We start from the raw sequence: 23,990 nt of genomic DNA on the forward strand, positions 1-23,990 counted from the left end.
TTGGCCAGGAAACCCGCGAACCCGCGACCCGGCACCGGCTGATCAGTGGCAGCTGACCTGGATGTCGGTCACGTTGGTCGCCCCGACAATGCCCGAGGCACCGCTGTCGATCGTGCAGACGTAACCATTGGTCGAGTCGATGGCCACGGTGTACTGCGTGCCGGCGGCAAACGGTGCATGGCCGGCGCCGTCGTCGATCGCGAAATTTCCTGCGACAAAGACCGGCTTCCAGAACTGCGGTGATGACGCGCCGTTGACGGTGAGCGTCAGCAACAAAGGTGCCACGCCTCCCATGCTGCTCGCCGGAAGGCCTGTTACGGTGCCGTCGATCGTGTAGCCGACCCAGCAGTCGACGACGACGCTCGTTACATCCTGCGTCGCCGTGCCGCTGGTATTCGATGCTTCGCAGTACTGGCCCCCAGGCTGCTGAGTCACAGAAACATCGTAGGCGTCTCCCGGATTGACCGCGGCCGGGAAGCCGAACACCGCGGCGTTGGCAGCCGGAGACAGCGTCTGCGAGCTGTAGATTTCCATGAGCTGCAGGCCGCTCGTCGTCAGGCCGTTGATGGATCCACCGATGGAGTACATGACGGGGCCGCAGACGAGCTGCAGATGTGTCACGTTCGCCGCTGCGACGGTGCCGCTGGCACCTCCCGAGAATGCGCAGCTATGTCCAGCCGGCAGACCGATCGGTTGGGCGGCGACGGACAGTGCATAGGCAGTGCCGGAGGGAAGTGCGTCTGCGAGTTCGAAGCTGCTCGCGCCCGCGGACACGGTGAGCGCCACGCTGCCGTGATTGGCGATCTGCAATCCGGTGGCGCTGCCGAGGCCGCTGATGCTCCCGCCGACCGAGTATGTGTTCACGCTGCAGGTGACCGCGACATCGGTGATGTCGTGCGCCGGTACTGTGCCACTGCCATTGCTGACCGCGCAGGTGCGCCCCGCCGGCTGGCTGCTCACTGTCACGCTCCATGCCGAACCAAACGTGACTCCCTGCGTGAACGCGAAGGTCGTGGCGTTGGCGGCAATGGCGAGCTGTTCACCGGCGCTGTCGAGCACAAGGCCCGTGGTATTGCCGAGACCAGCGACGGTGCCGCGGATGTCGAACGGCTGTGCCGCGCAGGCGATGGTGCCGATGTCCAGCACGCCACCTGCTGCGGACTCGGGAAATACGCCAGTTGCAGCGGCGAACGTGCAGGACAGGCCCGCGGGCATGCCGCTGACGACCACGCTGTACTGCGAGCCCACCGGCACCGGGTCGGGCAGCGCGTAACTGCCGGCGCCAGCGGGCACGTCGTACTCGGTCGTGCCGTTCGTGAGTTTGAGTCCGGCGTGGTTGCCCAGCCCGGTGATGCCAACGGATAGCTGGCCGCTCAGGGTTGCACAACTGACCACCACGTTGGCGATGTCTGCCGATAGCATGGTTCCGGCGCCGTCGGCGACCGAACAGATCTGGCTCTGCGGCTGCTGCGCGATGGATACCGCATACGCCGCGCCTTGTTGGACCGCTGTAGGGAACGCGAAAAGCACGGTGCTGCCGGGTTCGATCGCGAGCTGTTCGGAGCCCTGCGCGAGAATCAGGCCTTGGGCCGTGAGACCGTGCACCGTGCCGCCGACGGTGTGTGCCGGCACGGGAGTCGTGCATGTGACCGTAACGTCACGGTCCATGTCATGGCCGTGCTCTCCGACAATTTCATAGTTGCCGCTGATGTCCCCGGACAGTACGCAGGTCTGACCCTGCGGCTGGCGTGAAATCTCCAGGTTCCATGTGTAGAGGCCGCCGCCCGAGCTGCTATCGGTGTCCTTCACCTTGACCTTGCTTGTGGTTTCGTTCGCCGCGATGTCCAAGCGTGTGTCGCCCACCGTATTTACGATCTGCAGGCCCTGTGCATCGAGACCGGTCACCGTGAGGTTGATCGTCAGTGATGCTGGAGCACCGCAGGCTGCAAGGACCAGAAGCGCGGCGACGGCGGCGACCGCGCGGGGTCGCGTCGACATGATTTGCATGAAGGAAGGACTCTTGTTTGTTGTGGCCGTTGGCCCGATGAAACGGCAAACTTCGGCGATGACGGAGCGAGCTGCCAGCGAAGTGGCGCACAGTATTTCCGCGCCGAAGACCGGACATCCGAAAGTGTGGATGCGTACTGATCCGATCAGGGATTGCCGATTGCGAACGTTAGGTCGCTCGCCCAATGATTCTTGGAGTGTCTAGTCGAATCGCTGAACGCAGCGTCGTCCGGTAGGTGCCGGGCCGCGGGTTCGCGGGTTTGGGCGCGGGAGATTCGGAGCTTCGGTGCCCGTACATTCGTACGTTCGAGGCTACGGACCGTGAAGTATCCCAAGGTGAGCAAACGTACGAACATACGTCCCGGCACCTGACGCGGAGCCCGAAACTTCGACGTCGCGTGCGTGCGCCACTAGGCGCTAGTTTGCGGGCGGCGTTGGCACCGCAGGTGGCTTGCAGACCTCTGCGCCAGGTTTGGCGTCGCCCCTACATTCGCGGATGCAGCGAAATCCTCTCTCGGTGTCGTGGGCACATTGCTTCTTGCACTCCGCATCCTTCTTTACCCACGCGTCACTGCACGTTGGTAGATCCTGAGCGCCTGCCCAGATGCTCATGCTGAGTGTGAAGGCTCCAATCATCGCCGCCGAGAGTTTCATCTTGCCTGCCCCTTGCGGGCCACTCATCCTCGCGGCGACACTCAACCTCGAACATCACGGGTCGATCTCTCGCCAATGCACGATGGCGTGATGAATCAGGAAATTGTCGCCGCCGTGCCGTTCGAACTGAATCGTGTTCGCGCCCGTCTTGAGAAAGCGGGCTGGAATGACGTCGGTATGTGTCTGCAGACCGGTGTGATCCCCTTGTCCAGTTCGGAACACGTCGACTGCGGGCAGCGGCTGGTCGTTGATGAGGATCTCGTGCGCCAGTTCATCGACGTGTGAGACCTGATAGCTCACGTATCCGTCGACCTCGAACAGTGTTTGATTGATCTGGAACGTCCGCTTCGACGAGCGCTGGCCTTTGAAATCGAAGTCCGTGTCGATGTCACCCTGGTTGTCACCGAGATGCTCATTGAAGGTGAACACCTGGAAGTCTGCTCGTGCGCTCATGGTGCCTCCGTCGCTGAGATCCGTTCCCGGTTCGTTCGGCTCCCATCGTGCAGCACCGCTTCTTGAAGGAAAATCGTACCGAAGCGCTAGCCAGGAAATTGGTGCCGGGCCGCGCATTCAGCGCACGAAAACAACAGGGCCCCGACCTGGCGCCTCACGGCTTCAGATCGAGCGCAGCCTTTAAGCTGCCATCCATATAGAAGGGCACCGATGTGTGCTCGTGGACGATGAGCCATCTGCCGGCCCTGCGGGCAAGGCAGAACGTAGCGCGCGACCACCATTCAGCGAGCGCCCCACTCGCGTTGCTGACGGCGGCCGTGTGGATGTAGCCGTGTGCGTAGGCGAGATCGCCACCGACCGTGATCTCGAGGTTGTGCACCTTACGGCTTACGGGTCCGTCCCACGTATCGAGCCACGCGGCGGTTGCCTTCTCGCTCACTCCGTGCGCAAGAGGCGGAGACAGGTCGAAAAGAGTGGCATCGGAAGCGAAGGGCGCGATGATGGCTCTGGCGTCGCGATCGCTGTGCGCCCTGTTGATGCCTTCGACGAGGGTGCGGATTGCGTCGGAATCGGCTTGCATGGTCATGGGAGTCTCCAGGATGGGTTCATCAAGGACGACTCGGTGAATCGTGTTCCGACATCGCGCCTCGCGCCCGGTGCCGGGCCGCGGGTTCGCGGGTTCGAAGGCTGTGCGCGCTGAGGATTGATCACGAAAACCCGCGAACCCGCGACCCGGCACCGCCTAGGCACCGCCTAGAAATACCAGAACCCGATCGACACCAGGACATTCAAATAGTCGCGCGCGGAGTCGACCGTCGCGGTCAGGCTCCAGTCGTATTCGCCCCAGAGGCTGGTGTGGAACAGGCGGACTTCGAATCCGCCAGTCACGTGCGTACGGCTCGACACGCCTTCGTAGTTGGAAGGTTCGTAGTAGCTGCCCAATCGAAGCCGCAGCCGGCCTGGTATTGCTTCCAGCTCTGATCCAACTCGAACACTGATGGTGTCATGAGTTCCGACGGGCTGAATCCTCTGCGCCAGCACCGATTCGACACCCACCGCGTTGTCGCTCGACTCGGTGTAGAGCAGATCCCCGCTGACCAGCCATTTGTGGTCCTTCCAGAACGGAGCGGACTCCACGGCGTAGGACGCGCCCATTCCAAAAGTCGCAGGCAGAATCACCTGGTGCGGAACCACCAGGCCGTTCACTGTAACCGGAGTGTCGCCGGGATTGTCGAGCTCATCGGTCAGGATGGAAGAGGAGAACGACGCGCCGAACCGCCATGGCCCGCGTTCCGGGTTCCACAAGGCACCCACATCCCACCCGACGCCGGAAAGTTGCCCGAGCGTCGCGTCCAATGTCTCGGTTCGCAGTTTGCTGGTCGTCGCGTGCAGTCCGACACCGATCGTCAGTTCGCGATCCAGAAACTGCCGGCCGAGTCTCAGCGAGGTGACACTCAGTACATATTCGCTGTCGTCATCATCGGGGTTCTCGAGTGCGATGATTTCTGCATTGTTCAGCACGCCGAGTCCCCATGGCCCGTATTGCCCCATCAGTCCCAGCGACCGGATCCGGTGACTCTTGTAGTCGGGCGGTGTTACGCCGTTGTTGTCGAAGTCCTTGCTATCGAGGTTGGTCAGGCCGGCAGTCCAATCCCAGTCGAACCGGGTCGTCGAGCGTTCCAGGCGGAACGCCACACCGGCGGGATTGGAGTTCAGCGATGCGATGCCTTCGGCGACTCCGATGTATGCGCCGCCCAACGCGACTTGCCGGGACGAGCCCATGACGGGGCCCTGCCGCAGATCCAGATTGTAGTTGTTGTCTACGATCGGCGGTCCGTCGATCTCGCTGCGCACTTCAGCGCAGGACAGCGACATCATCAGCAGCAACAGGCGGCATCCGGATCTCAAGGCGGACTCGGTTGTGTGGGACATCGAAAAGGCGTCCACTCTGGCGGGAACGAGGACGCCCGCCTATTGGGGAAAGACCGGAGCGCGGAGCGCGGTGCCGGGTCGCGGGTTCGCGGGTTTCAATAGCGATCAGGGATAGTTGAAATGACGTTTGACGCACTCTCGCAAGCTGGATTCGCGACGCTGGAAGACGCGAGCGACAGCGCTGAGTGATGCGACGCGCAGGGTAAGGGCTTGATGGGCCACCCAGGCGCGTGCTTTGGTCAGCTCGCGGTTGGCGCTGGGGGAGCGAAGCGATGATTCATCCACGTCGAACTTCCGGCATGCTTCTGCGACGATGTCGGCAATCGTTTTGCGGGATCTTGGTTGCCAGGCTGCACCGAGGAGTTTGGCCGCGAAGTCATCGCTCCCAAGGATGCGGCGATCGTTGGAATTGCATTCAAGCAGCGGAGAACAGAGCACGCCGCCGATCTCCTCGGATAGGAAGCGTTGGTACGCTGCGACTGCGTGCTCCCGTTCCCGATGGAGCATGCTCAGGGCGAAGTCGGTCGTGACCCACGGATGCGCGATCGAGCTGCAATACGCATGATGGCTTGACCACGGATAGTCGCACGGAAGCGCGACCATCCGGGCGCGGACAGGGTTGAGATGGATGTAACGCAGAAGTTCGAGCAGGTATTCATTGGCATCGACGAGAACTGGGTAGTAGCGCTTCTCGAAGAGGTGTCCGGTCGTGTGGAGTTGCGCCTGGACAGTGCGTGCATAGCGGCCGGCAATACGCATCATCAATCTGCCCAGAGGAACGTCGCTGACCTGAATCAGCAGATGGATATGGTTGGTCATCCAGCAATAGGCGTGAACCCGTGCCCTGAACCGTTCGATGACCTCGGCGACAATCTCGTCGAGCAGTTGCCGATCGGCGTGCGAGAAGAAGATGCTCTGGCGATGGTTGCCTCGCAGCGTCACGTGATAGAGCGCGCCGGGCGCATGAAGTCGAAGAGGTCGCGGCATCCTTGCCCCGGCAGAAATTGTGCCTGGATGAATGTAGAGTCGATCAGGTTGGTTGGTTATTCGATAAATGAAGCAGTCATGCCAGAAACCCGCGAACCCGCGACCCGGCACCGGAGGCGACAAGGACTCCGCCGCAGATGACTACGCCTCACGCTACGGCACTCGTGAGGACTTCAACGAGAGCGACATTCCGCCGCCCAAGCCGCAGGAACCGCCGACAAAGATGCTCGAGTACAGGGAGATGACGAAAGCAGAGCAAAGACATCGGTCCCGACGCTGGGGTCGCCGAGAGCGCAACGAACCTCCTCAATCCATGGGCTCGCGCGTCATGGGCGCGATCGGTCTGATCCTCGTGATCATCATCTTCAGGGGGCTGACCAAAAGTAATCCACCGGAAGGACACATTGACGGATCCATGGGAGGCGCCGTCTATCACGTGCCGAATCTGTTGACGGCGCTTGTCATCGTCGGCGTCATCGGTGGAATCTTTCTGGCAATTTTCAGAAAGAAGTAAGATCGAATCATGCCGGTGGATAGGGCGGTGGCGGAACTTCATCGGTGCCGGGCCGCGGGTTCGCGGGTTTGAAGGCTGTGCGAGATTCGGGCGCGCTGAGGGTTGATCACGAAAACCCGCGAACCCGCGGCCCGGCACCGTGAGGAAAGCCCAATGCCGTGTTGCGCAGAGAGATTCCACTGCACGAGCGTCTTCATGGGTCGATTATCCGGGCCGCGACCGAGGAGCTTGGCATACCAGCGTTCGGCGACCGAAAGGTCGGTGGTGCGCAATATCGTGTAGCTCATTTGCAGGTTCATGACGGCGAAACGTCCGCTCGAGAAGCGGGGTTCCGAGCAGTGACGGGCAGTGCATCCGACTAACCCGATCCCTCCTGTTTTCCTCATAAGGAGAATCCTGATCTGCACACAACTGCTCGCGTGGGAATTCTCGACGTACAAGGTTGTTACACTTTTAACCGCGTCGATGGCGAACAATACCCGCGAGCAAGTGTCAGTACCCGGATGACAATCACCATGCCGAGAATGCGAGCCGTCACAGTCGTTGCTTTTCTGCTGCTCGGAGCTTGTGGCGGCGGAGGCAACTCGCCCGCGCCTGCGCCGGCACCCGCTCTCGTCGTCAATAGCCTGCTCGACTCCGCCACTCCAGCGGCGGGAACGACAACGCTGCGCTCGGCCTTGGCGCAGGCCGCGTCAGGGCAGGCGATCACCTTTGATGCCGCACTTGATGGAGGCACGATCGCGCTGTCGATCGTCGCTAACGAACACACGCTGCTGAAGGGCGAGGTGATGGGCATTCGTAACGAGCCCAGCGGCCCCGTCTCGTATCTGATCGGCTATTTCGATCGGGACTACGGTCGATCGGCACTGGAAGCGCGAAAGGATGTCGTCATCGATGCGTCCAGTCTTCCGAGGGGCATCACGCTCGCATGGGCTGGTGGTGCGCAGCCCGGTGCGCGCGTGCTGGCTGTCGACGGCGATCTTTCGCTCACGAATGTCTCGATCACGGGCGGCAGCAGCGTGGCTGCAGCGAACACGGTCACCACTGCACACCCTCAGCCCTGGACGCTGGCACGCGGGGGTGCGCTGGCGGTGTGGGGCACGGCCCGCCTCACGAACTGCAAGCTCTACGACAACCGCGTGAGCGGCGACTTCGAACAGTCGCGGGATCGCGGCGCATTCGGGGGCGCGGTCTATGCGGACCTCGTGGTCATGAAGGGATGCGTCGTGAGCGGCAACTCGGTGCTCGGCGCTGGTGCCGCGGGTGGCGGCGTGTACTCCGTCGGTGGCGCCGGGCACTCCGGGACGACATCGACCATCGATCAGTCAACGATCAGCGGCAACCGCATCAGCGGACTGTTCACCTACGGCGCCGGCGTGTACTCGGACGGCGGCAGCATCGGCGAAAGCAAGCGCCTTAGACTGACGAACACCACGATCGCAAGAAATCTCGTCGAGCCGGCGCCGGGCCTGCCACCGTTCCTGCTGGCTATGGGTTACTGGCGTGGCGGCGGCGTCTACATGTCGAACGGCTACATGGAAATCCAGAACTGCACCATCGTCGAGAACGAAGTCCGCGGCGTGCCGCGCACGGACAGCCTCGGACGGCGCAACCTCGCGGGCGGCATCGCGGCGACGGTCGGCAATGCCCACGCTGTCGAGGACCTGATTATCGGCAGCTCGGTCGTCGCCGGAAACACCGTGCAGGAAGTTGGAGGAGTCCGCTACGCGCAGGACATCTATACGGGCTCGCTTTTCTATTTTCGCAGCGCGGGCTACAACCGGATCGGTGCGCTCGATTTCAGTCATATCCTCGTTCCGGTCGGTGAACCGGGCTGGGCATCGCTGAGCCGTAGGCACTATCCGCAGAATGGCGACGCGGACGGCGTCGCACTGGTGGACGTGATCGACGTTGTCGGAGTGACGCGCTCGAACTCCATTCTATCGGTCGGTGCTGATTCAGGCAGTTTCGCGGTGCTGCACTACCCTCCGTTGGGCAGTGCACTGGGCCAGGTCCCGAACTCTTCCTATGAACTCAGCGAGACCCTTGGCGAGTACGCTGTTGCGCGCGGGGCCACCGATGACTTCCTCGAGATCGTGCTTCGGCGCATCGAGAGTCACTATGGGTTGCCGGGATTCGCAGCTGATTTTCAGGCTGATTTCGAAACGTTCCTGCGGACCGTGGACGCAGATTCTGCAACTTCCGGAACCCAGCCCTACGTGGATCCATCCGGCGTTCCGATTCTCACGCTCGCCGCCACCGCATATTTCGGTCCGGCACAGACCTGGCCACAAGAGCTCGAGAACTATCCTTACATCGAGTTCTGGCACCGGCTCGACGAGGCCCTTGCCGCGGCATCTGTTCCCGGCATGGGGCCGGAACTGCTCGGTGGCGCGGCTTGGCGCCAGCTGTTTTCGACGGGCCAACTCAACGAGAATCAAGGCATCACCGTGACGATGAGCACCCGGCCTCGGCTGAGTGTTTCGCCACTTGGCGTCGACCAGCTAGGTCGCACACGCCCGACTGCTTCGTCTGCCGACATTGGGGCCATCGAGGCGCCCTGACCCGTGCCGGGCCGCGGGTTCGCGGGTTAGGTAGGTGCGTCGGCTGAGAGTTTAGAGTTCGCTGTGGTCAGTCCGGGTGAACCCGCGAACCCGCGGCCCGGCACCTCTACGATATTGTCGGCCTGCTGGCGCATCCATCGTCCTTCGCTCCGTGGTCAGTCACCAGGAGCACCTCATGCGAGCCAGTTTCATCTCGATCGGACTATTCGCGTTGGCCTTTCAGGCGTTAGCAGAAGACCGCAAATACGCTTCGTTCGCCGAATATGAAATGCCGCGCGATGCCGAGGTCGCACTGGCGAGAAGCGCGGCACCCGAACAGATTTCCTCGCGCGCCACGATCAAGATACTGACGCGCAACGGCTTCGAAGTCGTCGCGACGGGTGACAACGGCTTTCTCTGCATGGTGATGCGCAGCTGGAGTGCAGCTCCAGATCCGGAAGCCACCTACGCAGCCGCGATTCGCTCGCCCATTTGCTTCGATGCCATTGCGGCACGAACGGTCGCACCGGCGGAAGAATTGAAGACGAAGCTCGGGCTGGAAGGACAATCTCCCGAGGCCATCGCGCAAGAGGTGGCGACACGTTACGGAAATGGTCAGCTGCCCGCGATGGAAACGGTTGCCTTCGCATACATGTGGTCAGCCGACCAGAATACCGGCCCGGGTTTCGGTGCCTGGCATCCACATATGATGATCTATGCGCCCTACTACGAGAATGCAACGCTCGGCAGCAACGCCGTTGGCGGCCATGCGGCTCCGTTCGTGGTCGGCAGCGGCGCGCCATACAGCACCGTGCTGATCGTGGTGGATGACAAGCTGGCAATCAGGGCGAGCAAGCCCTAGTTCGGGCTGCGGACTGACCTGTCACGGAGGCATAATCACCGAGCGCCTTCTGGGCGCTCTCAGTTCGCCAACAAAAATCAACGAAGGGAGTGTCGGCATGAAGATCCTCATCAACGTTCTGCTCCTTCTGTCTTTTGTGACTATCGCTGCATGCGATGGCTCTCCTCAGCCCTCGGCGAAAGAGGCCGAGAACAATGCTTCGGGCATGCCGAGTCTGCTTCTCATCGAGGCCAACGGTTCAAAGTGCGAATGCAGGCCTCACACCTGCCCGCATAACCTGGCGTCGTCCTGCACGATGACCGAAGTAAAAGACGCAACCGGCTCACGGTGCCAATGCACGTGCCAGTGTATTTACCTTTAAGGTGCCGGGCCGCGGCTTCGCGGGTTCCGGCAATCACCGATGGAAATGCCGTCTGGCTCACTCGTGCGCAGGCACCGGCCATCACCCTCGCTGCTGCGAATTTTCAACCAGCCTCACTCCATCCTCACGGCTCAGCTGTGGCGTAGTCAGCACCACGGAGGTTTCAATCTGACGCTCTGGAATCCTCCAGTATGTTCTCAGCAGCAGCGGCTTCAAATCCTCAGGGACGAGCCGAAATCCATGCCGCTCATAGAAGCGAACTGCCCACGTCGCGGCGGCCCATGTGCCAACGAGTACAGGCCGCTCAGTCCGCTCGCGCAAATGGGCTATCAACGCGCTTCCGACGCCCCGACCCTGGTAGCCCGGCAGTGTGTACGCGTGACGAATCAGATCGACATTGCGCACCGTCTGAATGCCCATCACTCCAACCACCGCATCGTCGATTTCACAGCACACGAAGCGGACGCCCGCTTCGATTTCCGATAGAAGTTCCGCCTCTGGCATGTAAGGTTCGTGCCAGCGATCCGGAGGAATCACACCGCGATAGGCTTCGGCTGCCGCGTTGATGATCCCCGTCATGATATCGATCTCGTCGCTGCGGGAAGGACGAATGGCTGGAGAGGGAAGGGTGTTCACGTCGCGCGGAGTCATACTTGTGCTCGTCCCATCGTTTGCTTGCCGCACCGGCAATAGCGATGGAAGCACGCGACCGAGTGCGTGGTATTGAACGAAATTGCAGCTCAGCGCATGGCGCGTGCGTAGGCGCCGGGTGTGAGGCCGTAGCGTCGAACGAACAGACGATTGAAGTGGCTTTGATCCGCGAAGCCGCAGGTGATGGCGACGGCTGCAAACGATTCACCGCACGCAATCATCGCTCGTGCCGTGTCCATGCGCCGCTGCACGATATAGGCATGAGGTGTAAGTCCAGTGCCGCTCACGAATCTGCGCAGCAACTGAAAGCGGCTGAGGCCGGCTTCGTGCGCCAGCTCGGCTAGGGTCACGTGTGCAGCCGGATCATCATCGATCCGCGCCTTGGCACGCGTCCATGCCTCGGGCGGATGTCGCGATGAGTGCGGCTTGACGCGTAGAAATCCGGCCAGTAGCTGGATCAACCGTTCCTGCGCATCTTCCGCATCGACGCTCCGACTCGCCAGCGCGTCGTAGGCAGATTCGAACCTCCGAGCATGCGCCCGTTCCGAGATCACAGGATCAGTGAACTCGAGCTCCTGCGCAGCGCCCTCGTGGACGTCTGACGCAACGGCTGCCACAAGCTGCGGCGGCAAGTACAGCATCCGCCACATCCTGCTGTCGCCCACTGGCCTGCCGTCATGAACCTCGCCCGGGTTGCACGTGATGACATCGCCAGGCCCCGCCTCAACCATGCCGCGACCACTCCAAGATCGATGCGCGCCGCGCACGATGATCCCGATGCCAAAGCTGTCGTGTGTGTGTCGCGGAAACGAATGTCGCGAGGATGCCTCGACCGCGTGCACCCCGGGCAGGGCGCAGGATTGCATCGCGAATCCTGCGCCATCTATGGCAGGTTGCTTCTGGGTGGAGCGGGGCCTCACGGATGCGATCCTAACAGCCGCTGAGTTCCCCGGACATCTACGCTGATCGAATGATGGGCGTACGCGCGCGCCGCCGATTCGCGAAGAGAAGCAGGGCGACCCCAATGCTCATCATCGAGAAGAGGCCTGGCTCAGGTATCTTCGCTGCTCCTCTGCGCACGTGTCGCACCGTGATATCGGCAACGAGGTTGAAGCTCATCGGGACGATGTCGTCTGTCGCAGCGTTGATCAGCAACGTGCCGGTCTTGACCCCAAACTGCGAGTCGCCCTCCGTCGAGATGACCATGTCCCTGTAGAGGTAGTCGAGAGGCAGTCCCACCATCTGCATGCCTTGGGCGTATCCGACCAGATCGTTCGGATAAGACACCGGACTCCAGATCGGAGATGCAAGAAAGCTCACGCCGCTGACTGAGAGGAACAGGCCCGCGCCACGCGGTTCGACGGGTCCAAAGATCGAGCCGGGAGTCGCGACCTCGCGGATTCCGAACCACCCCAGGACCGGATCACCGACGGTGAATGGCGTTGCAGCTCCGGACTCGGTCACCGACACCAGGGAGCCGGAAATTTCCCAGATGGAAACGGGCTTCGCGAACAACTGTCCGGAAGTGAACAGGAGAGAGAGCAGGACTAGCGCGCGCATGGGACTCTCCAGTGGTGGAGAAAGCGGGCAGATTGCCGGCCGAAGTATTCAGGTGGACGGCAATGGAGACGATGCAAGCGGTGCGCCAGAAGGAACAGTCGAACAACAATCAATCAGTTGACGGAGCAACGGACTGGTGGCGCGACGCGTCATGCAAGGGTCTTCGACGCTTGGTTTCACCTACGGTGACGACGCGCGTGCACCTGATCGCGGCGGTTGGCGAGAATGCTAGGTCGGTGCGGTGCGATTCTTCAGCGTGTCCTCGATCTGCACAAGAACTCGCTCGATCGCCACCTCTTCGGTGCGGGTGCGAGTGCGCTTCAGCCGGCCGCGAAGCTGGTTGCTCAACGTGGTCAGATGCTCGGTCGAAGATGTGGTCGGATCGAAGGCCAGCAGCGCTCCGGCCACCTGTTCGTCGCTGATCTCGTGTTCATTCTGCGTGGTCGAACGGGTCAGCTTCTCGGAGGTCGCGGCTGCGACGCCGCTGATGATGCCGTCGAACTTCCGCCTGAGGCCCTCCACTTCCATGGTGAGGTACTCCAGCTTGTCACCGCTGGATGTTGTCGGACGCGCGCCATCTCCGCCGAACTGTGCACGCAGGCCAAAGTACCTCCACAACGCGTTGCCCTCTTTTGACTGCTCGACGCTCGTCCTGATATGGGCCGCAAGTGTCTCGATCTCACGCTTGATCGTCCATGGCGTGAGATCACTCCGGTAGACATGGTAGTTCACGATTCCCGCGTCAAACGGAATGGAAGATTCCGTGATGTCGTCGACCACGAAACACAGCGGCTGGTTCAGAGCCGTACGCAGTCCCATCTCGAAGAATACGTTCGGGTTCAATCCGGACATGTCACACAGCACCAGATCGCTCTTGACGATCTTGTCGACGATCGATGCATGAACCAGATTGGCACCCGTCGCGATCGGCGACACCATCGCCATCCCGGCAATCTCTATGGCGGGCTGGAACAGGTGCGACAGCACGTGAGAGAAATGCTCCTCATCGCCTCTATAGGCATCAAGGGACCCGTCGGGGGTCGTGATAGGCATAGCGACGAAACACTGCCGCCTGCCATGATTCACGTCCGGATTGCTGGCATTGCGCACGTCGTCTACTCCGCAGGGTGTGACATCCGCGAGGATGTGCCGAACAAGACGTCGACCGCCTCATCCACCGATGCGACGAAGCGAAATTTCAGGCCGTTGGAAATTCGATGCGGCAGTCTGGCCACTTCCGCTTCGTGACTGCGTGGCACGATCACTTCCTCGAGTCGCTGCCGTTGTGCAGCTGCCATGCGGACCGTGAAATCGTGACAGCCTCCGACCTCGCCATGCAGATCGACTGTACCCACAACACCGCTTCGCTGCGGAGCCACGGTGCCGATCAGCGCGGAGATCAGCGACAGGCAGATGGCGAGGTCCAGATTGGGCGTGTCGTCCGTGGAGATGCTTGCATCGATGTGAACGTGCACATCGGAGTTGTGCAGGCCCTCGGGATCGAAACCCAGTCGCTGTGCCCGATGTCGCACCAGCGACATCGCAACGTGCATGCGTTCGGTCACTACGCTGTCGTTGGATCCCGAGACTACGAGCTTGCCCCGGCCGCGAAAGCGTATTGAATCGATTGGCACGATCCGCGCACCGCCGGCATCGAAGGCAATCGCATTGACACGCCCGACCTGTGCCGTTGGCACACCCATGCTCGGAGGGACGCGTGGTGCGCCGAGCAGGGAATCCAGTGTGTCCGTGGTGATGTGTATGGTCTTCTGCGATGCGCCACTGACCGACAGCAGCACAGCACAACGTCGACAGATCCGCTCGAGGTGCCGCGCCAGTTCGCGCACGCCAGCCTCTTGCGTGTAGCGCTCGATCAGCTGCTCCAGCGCAGCTTCATCGATCTCGACACGGCCCTTGAGCCCGTGGCTCTCGAGCATCCGGCCCAGGATGTAGTCACGGGCAATCGCCAGCTTCTCGTCCGCCGAATAGCCCCAGAAGGTGAGCACACGCATCCGCGATCGAAGCGGCGGATAGATGGCGCGAGCATTGTTCGCAGTAGCAACAAACAAGACCTGCGAAAGATCGAGCGTTACACCCAGGTACTCATCGACGTAGTGACGATTCAGCATCGGATCGAGTGCCTGCAGGAGTGCCGCGCCGACATTCCCGCGGTATGAATCGCTGCTTACCTTGTCGATCTCGTCAAGAAGGATGACCGGCGCAAGCATGCCCGCTGCCTGCAACGCCGTCGTGAGCATGCCCGGCTCGCTGCCGATGTAGGTCCTGCGATGGCCTCGAATGAACGAAGGATCCATCGCTCCGGCAAGGGATATCGTCTGCAATGGGCGATCGAGCGAGTTGGCGATGGCCTGGGCAAGGCTTGTCTTGCCGACGCCTGGCGGCCCAACGAGGCAGAGCGTTTGCGCGCTCCGGTCGGTTGTGCTGCGCGCGGTCAGGTTGCGAACGGAGAGCTCCTCGACGATCCAGTCCGCAACCTCGTCCGCCCCGAAATGCAGGCTGTCCAAGGTTGCGCGAACGGCCGCGATGTCGGGAGGAGTCTTCACATACGACGTCCACGGCAGCGCGGCGATGTGTTGCAGGAGTTTGAAGCCGACCGCGTACTCGGCCGCGGACTCGGACTGCCGCTCCAGCTGTGCATGAGTCTTTCGCACCAGATCCCGCACGGCCTGCGGCAGGGCAAGGCGGTCCAGTCGGCTGCGAATCTCGACGAGGTCGCTTTCTTCCGCCTTGCCCTGGCCGAGCTCCGCCCGGATGGCTTTGAGCTGCTCGGTCAGGTAGTACTCGCGTTGCGAAGCGTCCATCTGACGTTTCACTCTCCCCTTGATCTGACGCTCCAGTCCCGTCATCGCCTGCTTCTCGCGCAAGAGTGCGGCAAGCAGCGCAAGCTGCTCATTCACATCCTGTGCCTCGAGCAGCCGGATCTGTTCGTCGTGCGTCGCGCTCGCGTGAGTTGAAATGAGGTTCGCGAAGACAATTGCATCGTGCGCGCCCTCGATCTGCTCCACGATGCCCGCGGCAATTTTTTCGTTCTCTTCGCTGAACTCACCCCATAGCTCGCGTACTTCTGCGAGCACAGCCGGATTGGCGACGCCGCTTTCGACGATCGGAGTTACACGACCGCGCACGTAGGGCTCAGTGCGCGTGAAATCATCAACCCTGACCCGGGAGATCCCGCGCAGGATCGCTGTTCGCGCGCCATCGCTGCCTTGTGTGAGGCTGACGATGTGCGCGACGACTCCGATCGGAGAGATATCCGACAGACCGGGCTCCTCGATCTCGGCCACCAGCTGCGTGGCGACGACGACGGGTGTCCGCACTTCGCTGCCCAGTGCTTCCAGCAGGGCCAATGTCCGCTTTCGGCCGAGGTCGAATGACCGCTCGGTGCCTGGGAAGACGACCGCATCGCGCAGGAACAGGAAAGCCAACTCGCCGCTCAGATCCGGCGAAGTTTCCGACGACTGCGGATTGCCCATTCGCACCTCGGCGATTCGACGTCGGGTCACCACCAGGTGTCCGACCCAGCGGCTTCTAGTTTTAAGAGCCTCGGTCCTGGAACTGAGGAAAGCGTGCTCCCGCGGAGCTGGGTTCGTCAACCACCAACAGCGGCAGCCCGGGCTCGAATCACACCGCTGAAACTTGCCAACCCGAGGAACCGATGACAATGTTCTTGGGCAAGCACGCTCGGCGTGCCAATCCGTGCCGCGATTTCCTGTACCAGCACGACACCCGCTTCCAAGGAGAACAAGTGAGTGGCCTGACGTTCATGGTGCTTGCGCTTGGTATCGGCTTCGTCCTGTTCATGCTCAGACGCACCACCGGGTCCACCGGGGGACGCCTGTTGACCACGTTGGTCTTCTTCGTATCGTTCTTCGTTTTCGGGGCAACCTTTATTGGATTCGTGGCGGTGCTGATAGGCCAATCCGAGAGTGTCCGCACCGCATGGTCCACACGACTGATGTTTCTGGTGCCTTTGTCAGTTGCCTGCATTTGGGCACTCTGGCGGCTTCGAGAATGGATTCGTTGATCTTCACCCAACGACGTGAACCCGACTCCGAGCCGTCGCCGTCTGAGTCCTGCGCAGCACCGAATCCACGGACGTTTGCACTTCCGCGGCCATCCATTGCGCAAACGCCTCGATGTCGGGATCGCCCTGACGATCGCGGCGCCAGCGCAGGTAGTGCCGCTTCGTCGAGACCATCGGTTCGAAGTTGCTGACGGGAATCGCCAGTCGGCCTTCCGCAAGAGCATCGTGCGCAAGCAGCGATCGCGAAAGAGCCACACCCGCGCCATTGATCGCAGCGGACAGCAACATCCCCATATCGCCCAGGCGCAGCTCGCCGCGTGAGCCCCGCTCTCTGTGCATCTCGAGTTTCTGCAGCCACGTGGCCCAGTTCAGCTCGCTGAATCCGTGCGAGGTCTTGTGGATCAGCGGCAGCTCGGCAAGTGCCCGCCCGGGCGCGACGCTCTTCAGCAGCGCGGGACTGCACACCGGAAAGACGTGTTCATTCGCGAGCGCGAGGTGGGTCGCGGCCTTTGGCTCATCGTGAGCGGCGAGCCAGAGGACGCGTACGTCGACTTCGGGAATCGGCGAGCGCTCGTTCTCGATCGGCACCAGTTCGAGCGTGATCTGCGGATGCGCTTCCATGAAGCGGGGCAGGCGGCCCGCGAGCCACCAGCTGCATAGCCCGCTCTCCGCGGCGACGCGCAGTCTGCGTTCACGCCGCCGGCCGAGCTGCTCGAGGCCATCGAGCGCCGACTTGAGTTGCGGCAACAGCAAGATGCCTTCCGATGTGAGCTGCAGCCCGGGATTCGAGCGATGCAACAGGCGCACGCCGAGGAACTGCTCCAGCCGCCTGACCCGATGACTCACGGCGCTTTGTGTAATGCACAACTCGTCCGCTGCTTTGGTGAAGCTCAGATGGCGAGCCACCGCTTCGAATGCGACGAGTTCGGCAAAGGGAGGGAGACGGCGCATGGGGCCATTGTGCCGCAAGCTGGCGCGGATGGCAGCGGCCATGAGCATGATCGTACGTCATGCCGCATGCCGCATGGTCATTTGCGCCGCGCGTTGCTTTGTCGACACTGGACGGTGTTCACCGAGGAAAGGAGAGCATCATGTCGACGTCATCGCTGGCTCAGCACAATAAGGCCCTCCTGAGGGAGATCTTCGAAGCAGTCGGACGAGGCGACGGTCGCCTGTTCGCCTCGCATCTGGCGAATGACGCCCGGATGACGATCACGGGCGAGGGCTCCTGGTCGCAGGTGGTCGAAGGCAAGGAGCGCATTCTCGAATTCTTCCGCTACGTGCGTTCGCGCATCGCGGAGCACAGCTTCAGGACACAGGCGTTTCATTTCCTGGCGGATGACGACTGGGTGGTCGTCGAAGCGCGCGGCGATATGGTGACTCTATCCGGCGAACCCTATCGCAATCACTACTGCCTCATGTATCGGCTCGAGGACGACCTGATCATCGAGATCAAGGAGTACCAGGACTCCCTGATGGGCGAGCGATCCCTGGGTCCTTGTCCGCCGCATCTGCGAAGCCAAGGGGCTTTCACGGCACGCGTTTCGCCACCAGCACCGACCCCTGATCTTCAATCGCAGCACTCGTGACGTTGCCCGCCGCGTCGCGGATGAACTCGACTGAATCGCCGCTCGCGGGGTTCACGTAGACCCAGTCGCTTTCCGCGGCCAGCGAAGGACGTTGCGGGCCAGGCGCATCGACGACCAGGGTCGAACCTTCGACGCGACACGTGACGACGACACCGGGAAACAGCTCGTAGCGACCAGCGATAGCTTGTAGCGCGGCGGGCGCAGGAACGAATCCTTCCTGTGGCATCTGGCGCAGAGTCCATGCGGCAGCGGCTTGTTCATCGCGCGGCACGGTCAAGCGATCTCGCGTGCGCCACGTCGCGTCGAAGAGGCCGGATGCGACGCTGCTGACCACGGGGTCCAACGTACCCGGTGGCGCGCGTCGCCCATCCTGGATGATCCAGTCGAACTGCGTGAGCGGATTTCCCCGCACGAAATGGACGAGCTGCGGCCGCCAGAAGTACATGCCGGCGGTGGAAGTCGGTGCTACGACGTATACGTAACGGTCTGAGGCGGCTGGGCTCGGGTAGACAGCCTGCAGGACTGCGTCTTTCGCGTGCCATTCGCGGCCGTCTACTTTGATGCCTTTCGCGGACGTGGCGAACGGGAGTTTGCTGGCGAAGCGCCGCGTGACCGCATTGGCGTCGCTGCCGCCGATCAGGAGCAGCGAGTACTTCTGCTCCTCAGCGGAGGTGACCTGAGTGTCGTCAAGCATTCGCAGTGGCTTGTGTTGCCAGCTTTGCCACTGGTCTGCCAATCGTTGCGCGCGTTCTCGAATGAGCGCGCGCATGCGGGCATCGCTTGATGTGGTGCCAACCACGATTGCGAACGGAGTAGCGAGGACGGCGGGCAAAGGTCCTTCGAGGCCGGCACGTTTGCGCAGGGCGGGGGACTTGATCTGCGCTCCCAGCACGACGGCAGACGTACCGTCCGTGAGCTTCTGGCGCTCACCGTTCCAGACAATCTGCAATGTTGATTCCGATCCGCGCAGCTTCTGCGGCAGGGCGATGCGGAACGTCGCGACGTTGGTCGTATCGACGCTGACGATACCGGGCTCGGTCACCTCGGCGAAGACGCGAATGATCTCGCCCGGCTGCTCCGATGCGAGAACTTCCAGCCAGTAGGCGGATGCGCCCGCGAGGTCTGTGGCCCGGATACGCACTGTGCGTGGATCCGAGACACGCGAGTGCTTCAGAAGCCAGTCTGCGATCGCTCCTTGCTGTTCGAGGTCTTCATGCGCCCAGCCTGGCATTTCGTGGTAGCGCACGTCGTACCCCCAGCGCTGCAGCAGGCGTACCGCGTGCCGCGAATTCTCGACGCTGACAGCCTCATCGGCGTCACCATGGATGATCAGCAGCGGCACGTGCTGGAGATTCTCGGCATTGGCAAACGAACTTGCGCGCTCGAAGCCGTAGGCTTGCCACGCCGTCGTCGGTGCGGGTGCGAGAGCCGGTCCGCTCACGTTGGTGATCCGAAAGTCCCAGCCCCCATAGACCGGCGCGACTGCAGCGAAGCGATCCGGATGCCGGGTGGCGATCGCCCAGGTGCCATGCCCACCCATGGACTCGCCCGTGAGATAGACGCGGTCAGGATCGACAGAGAACTGGCGACTTGCCTCTTCGAGGCAGCGCAAGACATCGCGGTCGCCGATGCCGAGGTACTGAGCATTGCCGCGCCCGTGCGGCTCTACCACGATCGTTTCGCGGGTCTGTGCAATGCCGTGATGTCGCTGGTCGACGCTCCACCAGTCGAAGTATTCGGGATTGGCCGGATTGAAGCCGTGCAGTGAAATGATCAGTGGCCAGGCTCTGCCGCGCGAATAGCCGGACGGCAGATACGCGCGGCAGTACTGCGTCGAGTTGTCGACTTCGTCGCGATAAGCAATTCGTACGAAGCCATCGCTTCTGACGCGCCCCTGTTTGCCCTGCGCTTCGAGTTCGACCTCTTCGAACTCCATCAGTGGGGAGTGCACGAGCCGCCAGTGAGGGGCGATGGCCTGATTCTCTGAGCCGCCGAGCCGATCGAGCGCCATCGCAGACAGCATTCGCAGCGTGTCGCCGGCAGAAGTGTCGGGTGCCTTTGCGGCCGTCGATTGCAATCTTTTCACTGCGGCAGCCGCATCACCCTTGAACCAAGGCAGGTACTGAACGCGGCTCGTGCTCCATGCATCCGACGTGGCCACGCGGATTTCGTATGCACCATCCCGCCAGTTCGTCGTGTCGAAGGTTGCCGCTTGCCCACGCGAGCGCGTCTGCTCCGCGATTACGGTACCTCCGGCAGCGATGACCTTGAGCTGTACCGGCGCCCCGCGTGTCTCCGCGACGTGTGTGCGCACGAGCAACGTGCCTGGCTGCGAGTCATCGAGAGAAGGTGACACCTCGTCGATTCGTTGCAGCACCGCACCTGTTGGGACGGGGCGCAGCGTGAAAAGAGCCGGTCCGGCTTGTGACTGCTGGAATCGCAATACGATGCGATTGCTCCCGGCCCGCAGTCGAACCGCGACACGATCCTGATCCGGCGTAAACGCCGCGGGACTGCTGCGTTCGTGGACCTGCTCTCCATTGACCCACAGCGCATAGGGCAGCGCGCTGCCGATCGCGAGGTCCAACGAGCCGTCTGTCTTACTGGTGAGATCGCAGGCCATGAATGTCACGTGGCCGGCCGCCATGCCCGGCAGTGCATTCACATCGATGACGTTCGACCATGACACCTGGGGCAACCAGCGTACCGACTGTTGGTCTGGCGCAAGCGGCATGCCGACCCCGACGTCGAATCGCGCCGGGTCGATTCGCTGCGCAGCCTCCGGCGAGACGGGGCCTGCGATCAGCCACTGGCGCTGGAACCGCACGGCGCCCCTCGTCCACAGTTCGCGCAGGGGCGCATCGAAACTGTCAGGTGGCAATGGTTGCGAAGCTGCGTCTACCCTGGGAGCCGGCAGCGCCACCACGAGACTCAGCAGCAGTGCGGGTCCACGCCAGAGGGTGAATGACATCGGTGGCCAGCCTTTATCGGGTGTGAACGATTGGGACGCGGGGCCGCGGGAAAGGGTTGCACATCCGCAGTGCCATCCTAGCGACAACGCTTGCGCGCCAGGGCGATCACCTTGTCAATCAGATCATTGGTACGCAGCCAGACTGAGTTGAACACAAGGTTGGGGTCGCGTTGGGTGGGCGCAAGCGCCTCGAGTATCGCCCGATCGAGATCCTGGTGCGCATCGACCACCGACCGTGCATCGGTCGCGTCGAACAACATGCGGACACGTGTCACATCTGTCCTCAGGTCGGCTCGAGCGGACTTCCAGCTCGTCTCCATCGCGGCGATTTCCTCCGCCGTGAATTCATGGAGCTGGAGATGATCGGCCTGCTGCATCATGAATCGGGAGCGGACGATCTCCGCCGTCGAGACGATTCGCAGCAGTGTTTCGTAGCGATCCAGCCACAGGCATTCCCGGCGTGACTTCAGCAGCGCGAAGTAGGTACCGAAGAGCGCTCCGACGAACGCGACCAGCAGCGGTATGACGTTGGCCACCGACCTCTCCTTGTCCGCAGCTCGTGACCGACGGGTCCAGGGCATGACCCGCCATTCGGGCTGGTTGAGTCGACCCAGTGTCTGAGTGCGCGCTCATACTACCTCGTTGCGTGGGTACTCCCGGTTCTGTTCGCACGGAACGCTGGTGAGCGACCTCACCCGGCCAGCGCCGGATAATCCGTGTATCCCTTCGCCTCGGACGTATAGAACGTCTTCGAATCCGGAACATTCAGCGTCGCGCCCACGCGGAATCGCGCCACGAGATCCGGATTCGCGATGAACAACCTTCCGTAGGCGATTGCATCAGCTTCGCCAGCCTTCACTGCAGCCGCGCCGGTGGCGGCATCGAAGCCGCCGTTCAGAATGAACGTGTTTCTGTACGCCTCGCGCATCGCAGGCGCGACGCGATTCGCGATCGTGCGCGTCTCGTGCACGTGCAGGTACGCAAGATCAAATTCGTTGAGTGCCCTTGCCGCTGCCGTGAACGTCTTCGCAGGGTCGCTGTCGGTCATGTCGTTGTATGGATTCCACGGCGACAGTCGTACGCCTGTGCGGCTCGGCGACCATGCCTTGACGACTGCTTCGGTCACTTCGCGCAGGAAGCGCAGGCGGTTCTCGATGCTTCCGCCGTAGCGGTCCGTGCGCTTGTTCGACCCGTCGCGGATGAACTCGTCGATGAGATAGCTGTTGGCGGCGTGAATTTCCACGCCGTCGAAGCCGGCCTCGCGTGCGTTGAGCGTGGCTTGGGCATAGTCCCGCACCGTTGTGGCAATCTCGGCTTCGGTCAGCGCGCGTGGTGTGACATACGGTTTCTTGCCTTGCGGTGTGTATGTCGTGTCGTTGACCGCAATCGCGGACGGAGCGACCGGCGTCGCGCCGTCGAGGAAGTCGGGGTGCGAGACGCGGCCCATGTGCCACAGCTGCAGGAAGATCTTCCCGCCGCGCTGATGCACGGCGTTCGTTGTCGCCTTCCATCCTTCGATGTGCTCGGGCAGATAGATGCCAGGTGAGCCGTTCCAGCCGTAGCCGGTCGCGGAGATCGCCACGCCTTCCGATACGATCAGACCTGCACCAGCGCGTTGGCCGTAGTACTGCGCCATGAGCGCATTCGCGGTACGAGAGGCTCCCGCGCGGCCCCGTGTCAGCGGCGCCATCGCGATGCGGTTGCGCAGCTCGACATCGCCGATCTTGATCGGTGCAAGCAACGCGTCGGCCGGTTGTTCAGTCGCATTCCCGCGCCCAATCGCCAGTGCCAGCATCGTCGCAGCAGCGCCCTTCGTCACATCACGCCTGGAAATCGATCGCATCGTTGGACTCGTCGCAAAATAGGAAGCCGCAGGATAGCGGATGGACTGCCCGGGGCTGCGATCGGTTCCCTCTGAGTACATCGCCGGCGCGCATGACAGCTCGACGACGGGACTTCGCTGGTTGGTGATCAGTATCCGATCGTCTCGGCACCGCATCTTGATCGCGCAGGTAAGCAGACCTTCTGATTGCACCTTCACGCCGACCGCCTGACGATTCGTGTCACACCGGAACGAGGCCTCAAGGAGCGGACAATGAGGGTAGGGAGACTGGCAATCATCGGCGTGCTGACGGGAGAAGAAGTCAAGGACAAGGAAACGGAAGAAGGGGCCTATGCCCTGCTCGGGAGGTGCACGGAGCGGTCTCCGAACATGGAATGGACATTGAAGTTTGTCAGGCTCGGGGGAACCCCCGGAGCCCAGGCCTGGAACCCACAGGAAGATAAGGAGACTGGCGGGCAAGCCTCGGGCTACTTCGAAAACTCTCCCGCCGACCTGGGCGTCTACGTGCTGGCGCACGGCAGCATGGCGGGGCTCGCCGGCGTCGTCGACGTGGAAAAGTTCTACGTCATGCTGCAGCACTTCGGTCTGCTCTCTCTTCGCAAGCTGTGTCTGATTGCATGCGTAAGTGCCGGAGAGGCGATCGTCGAAGGTGTGGTCCACGGCAATCCCAGTACTCTCTACAAGATCTGCAAGTACATGGGAGAGAAGGGCTGCAAGCCCGTCATGGCGGGCTGGAATTCATTCGTGACCGTCGTCAATACGGAGATGTTCGGCAAGTCCGAAGCGGACGGGAAGCCGTTCCTGCTTGGCACCGCGACGGCAAGCGTCAAGAAGAACAAAGGATTGCTGGATCCCGCCGACCATGCCGGAAGGAAGGCGCTTGACGGGCCAAGGACAGCGAAGATCCTGGCATCGAATCCGGCGAGCAAGAGCAGCGCAAAGAAACTGTTCTATGTGTTTAAGGATGGAGCGACCCGAGTGACTCACGCCGACTGGACCGACAAATAGGGCAGCTGCG

General features: G+C 62.1%; 20 protein-coding genes. 6 read left to right on the forward strand and 14 right to left on the reverse strand.

Translation table 11 applies throughout. The features are described from left to right. Positions 1 to 42: 42 nt before the first annotated feature. The 5 genes from HNQ60_RS25360 to HNQ60_RS25380 all read right to left on the reverse strand — a co-directional run bounded on the left by HNQ60_RS25360 (position 43) and on the right by HNQ60_RS25380 (position 6,156). The gene (locus HNQ60_RS25360; protein ID WP_184335603.1) at positions 43 to 1,998 is read right to left on the reverse strand and encodes a hypothetical protein; all 1,956 of its coding nucleotides are present in this window, start codon (positions 1,996 to 1,998) and stop codon (positions 43 to 45) included. A 717-nt stretch (positions 1,999 to 2,715) separates the two neighbouring features. Then, a complete protein-coding gene (locus HNQ60_RS25365) occupies positions 2,716 to 3,114 on the reverse strand; it encodes a DUF7383 domain-containing protein (RefSeq protein ID WP_184335604.1) in 399 nt (132 codons plus the stop codon). A gap of 154 nt (positions 3,115 to 3,268) precedes the next feature. After that, positions 3,269 to 3,700: a YybH family protein gene (locus HNQ60_RS25370; RefSeq protein ID WP_184335605.1), complete on the reverse strand. Its 432-nt coding sequence runs from the start codon at positions 3,698 to 3,700 to the stop codon at positions 3,269 to 3,271. A 167-nt stretch (positions 3,701 to 3,867) separates the two neighbouring features. Further along, complete coding sequence (locus HNQ60_RS25375) at positions 3,868 to 5,046, reverse strand: OmpP1/FadL family transporter (protein WP_184335606.1); 1,179 nt, start codon at positions 5,044 to 5,046, stop codon at positions 3,868 to 3,870. 105 nt (positions 5,047 to 5,151) lie between these two features. Further along, complete coding sequence (locus HNQ60_RS25380) at positions 5,152 to 6,156, reverse strand: transposase (RefSeq protein WP_184335607.1); 1,005 nt, start codon at positions 6,154 to 6,156, stop codon at positions 5,152 to 5,154. Positions 6,157 to 6,274: 118 nt separating this feature from the next. Here HNQ60_RS25380 and HNQ60_RS25385 point away from each other — a divergent pair, with 118 nt between their 5' ends. The 3 genes from HNQ60_RS25385 to HNQ60_RS25395 all read left to right on the forward strand — a co-directional run bounded on the left by HNQ60_RS25385 (position 6,275) and on the right by HNQ60_RS25395 (position 9,952). Next, positions 6,275 to 6,547, forward strand: a complete 273-nt coding sequence (locus HNQ60_RS25385) for a hypothetical protein (protein ID WP_184335608.1) — start codon at positions 6,275 to 6,277, stop codon at positions 6,545 to 6,547. Between the two features lie 515 nt (positions 6,548 to 7,062). Then, positions 7,063 to 9,111, forward strand: a complete 2,049-nt coding sequence (locus HNQ60_RS25390; protein WP_221304456.1) for a right-handed parallel beta-helix repeat-containing protein — start codon at positions 7,063 to 7,065, stop codon at positions 9,109 to 9,111. 175 nt (positions 9,112 to 9,286) lie between these two features. After that, positions 9,287 to 9,952, forward strand: coding sequence for a hypothetical protein (locus tag HNQ60_RS25395; protein ID WP_184335610.1), 666 nt, complete (start codon positions 9,287 to 9,289; stop codon positions 9,950 to 9,952). 442 nt (positions 9,953 to 10,394) lie between these two features. Here HNQ60_RS25395 and HNQ60_RS25400 read toward each other — a convergent pair whose 3' ends face one another. The 5 genes from HNQ60_RS25400 to HNQ60_RS25420 form a co-directional block, all read right to left on the reverse strand. Then, positions 10,395 to 10,964 carry a GNAT family N-acetyltransferase gene (locus HNQ60_RS25400; RefSeq protein ID WP_221304457.1) on the reverse strand — a complete coding sequence of 190 codons (570 nt, stop codon included), beginning with the start codon at positions 10,962 to 10,964 and terminating at the stop codon, positions 10,395 to 10,397. Positions 10,965 to 11,053: 89 nt separating this feature from the next. Further along, the gene (locus tag HNQ60_RS25405; protein ID WP_184335611.1) at positions 11,054 to 11,830 is read right to left on the reverse strand and encodes a helix-turn-helix domain-containing protein; all 777 of its coding nucleotides are present in this window, start codon (positions 11,828 to 11,830) and stop codon (positions 11,054 to 11,056) included. A 91-nt stretch (positions 11,831 to 11,921) separates the two neighbouring features. Then, entirely contained in the window at positions 11,922 to 12,524 is a 603-nt protein-coding gene (locus tag HNQ60_RS25410; RefSeq protein ID WP_184335612.1) for a PEP-CTERM sorting domain-containing protein, read from the reverse strand. A gap of 228 nt (positions 12,525 to 12,752) precedes the next feature. Beyond that, positions 12,753 to 13,577 carry a hypothetical protein gene (locus tag HNQ60_RS25415; RefSeq protein WP_184335613.1) on the reverse strand — a complete coding sequence of 275 codons (825 nt, stop codon included), beginning with the start codon at positions 13,575 to 13,577 and terminating at the stop codon, positions 12,753 to 12,755. Between the two features lie 62 nt (positions 13,578 to 13,639). Further along, a complete protein-coding gene (locus HNQ60_RS25420; RefSeq protein ID WP_184335614.1) occupies positions 13,640 to 16,048 on the reverse strand; it encodes a S16 family serine protease in 2,409 nt (802 codons plus the stop codon). Positions 16,049 to 16,200: 152 nt separating this feature from the next. Between HNQ60_RS25420 and HNQ60_RS25425 the strand changes: the two genes are divergently transcribed. Further along, positions 16,201 to 16,569 carry a hypothetical protein gene (locus tag HNQ60_RS25425; protein ID WP_221304458.1) on the forward strand — a complete coding sequence of 123 codons (369 nt, stop codon included), beginning with the start codon at positions 16,201 to 16,203 and terminating at the stop codon, positions 16,567 to 16,569. Positions 16,570 to 16,572: 3 nt separating this feature from the next. Here HNQ60_RS25425 and HNQ60_RS25430 read toward each other — a convergent pair whose 3' ends face one another. Beyond that, positions 16,573 to 17,520, reverse strand: coding sequence for a LysR substrate-binding domain-containing protein (locus HNQ60_RS25430; protein ID WP_184335616.1), 948 nt, complete (start codon positions 17,518 to 17,520; stop codon positions 16,573 to 16,575). Between the two features lie 140 nt (positions 17,521 to 17,660). On the opposite strand from HNQ60_RS25430, the gene HNQ60_RS25435 reads away from it, so the two are divergent. Next, complete coding sequence (locus HNQ60_RS25435) at positions 17,661 to 18,158, forward strand: nuclear transport factor 2 family protein (RefSeq protein WP_184335617.1); 498 nt, start codon at positions 17,661 to 17,663, stop codon at positions 18,156 to 18,158. Here HNQ60_RS25435 and HNQ60_RS25440 read toward each other — a convergent pair. The 3 genes from HNQ60_RS25440 to HNQ60_RS25450 form a co-directional block, all read right to left on the reverse strand. Further along, complete coding sequence (locus HNQ60_RS25440; protein WP_184335618.1) at positions 18,100 to 21,129, reverse strand: carboxylesterase family protein; 3,030 nt, start codon at positions 21,127 to 21,129, stop codon at positions 18,100 to 18,102. The genes HNQ60_RS25435 and HNQ60_RS25440 overlap by 59 nt on opposite strands. Before the next feature lie 77 nt (positions 21,130 to 21,206). Next, positions 21,207 to 21,665, reverse strand: a complete 459-nt coding sequence (locus tag HNQ60_RS25445) for a hypothetical protein (protein ID WP_184335619.1) — start codon at positions 21,663 to 21,665, stop codon at positions 21,207 to 21,209. 155 nt (positions 21,666 to 21,820) lie between these two features. Further along, positions 21,821 to 22,972 carry an alkene reductase gene (locus HNQ60_RS25450; protein ID WP_221304459.1) on the reverse strand — a complete coding sequence of 384 codons (1,152 nt, stop codon included), beginning with the start codon at positions 22,970 to 22,972 and terminating at the stop codon, positions 21,821 to 21,823. Between the two features lie 252 nt (positions 22,973 to 23,224). Between HNQ60_RS25450 and HNQ60_RS25455 the strand changes: the two genes are divergently transcribed. Beyond that, complete coding sequence (locus tag HNQ60_RS25455) at positions 23,225 to 23,980, forward strand: hypothetical protein (protein ID WP_184335620.1); 756 nt, start codon at positions 23,225 to 23,227, stop codon at positions 23,978 to 23,980. Positions 23,981 to 23,990 lie beyond the last annotated feature (10 nt).

It is taken from the genome of Povalibacter uvarum (assembly GCF_014202975.1).
Taxonomy (GTDB): domain Bacteria; phylum Pseudomonadota; class Gammaproteobacteria; order Steroidobacterales; family Steroidobacteraceae; genus Steroidobacter; species Steroidobacter uvarum.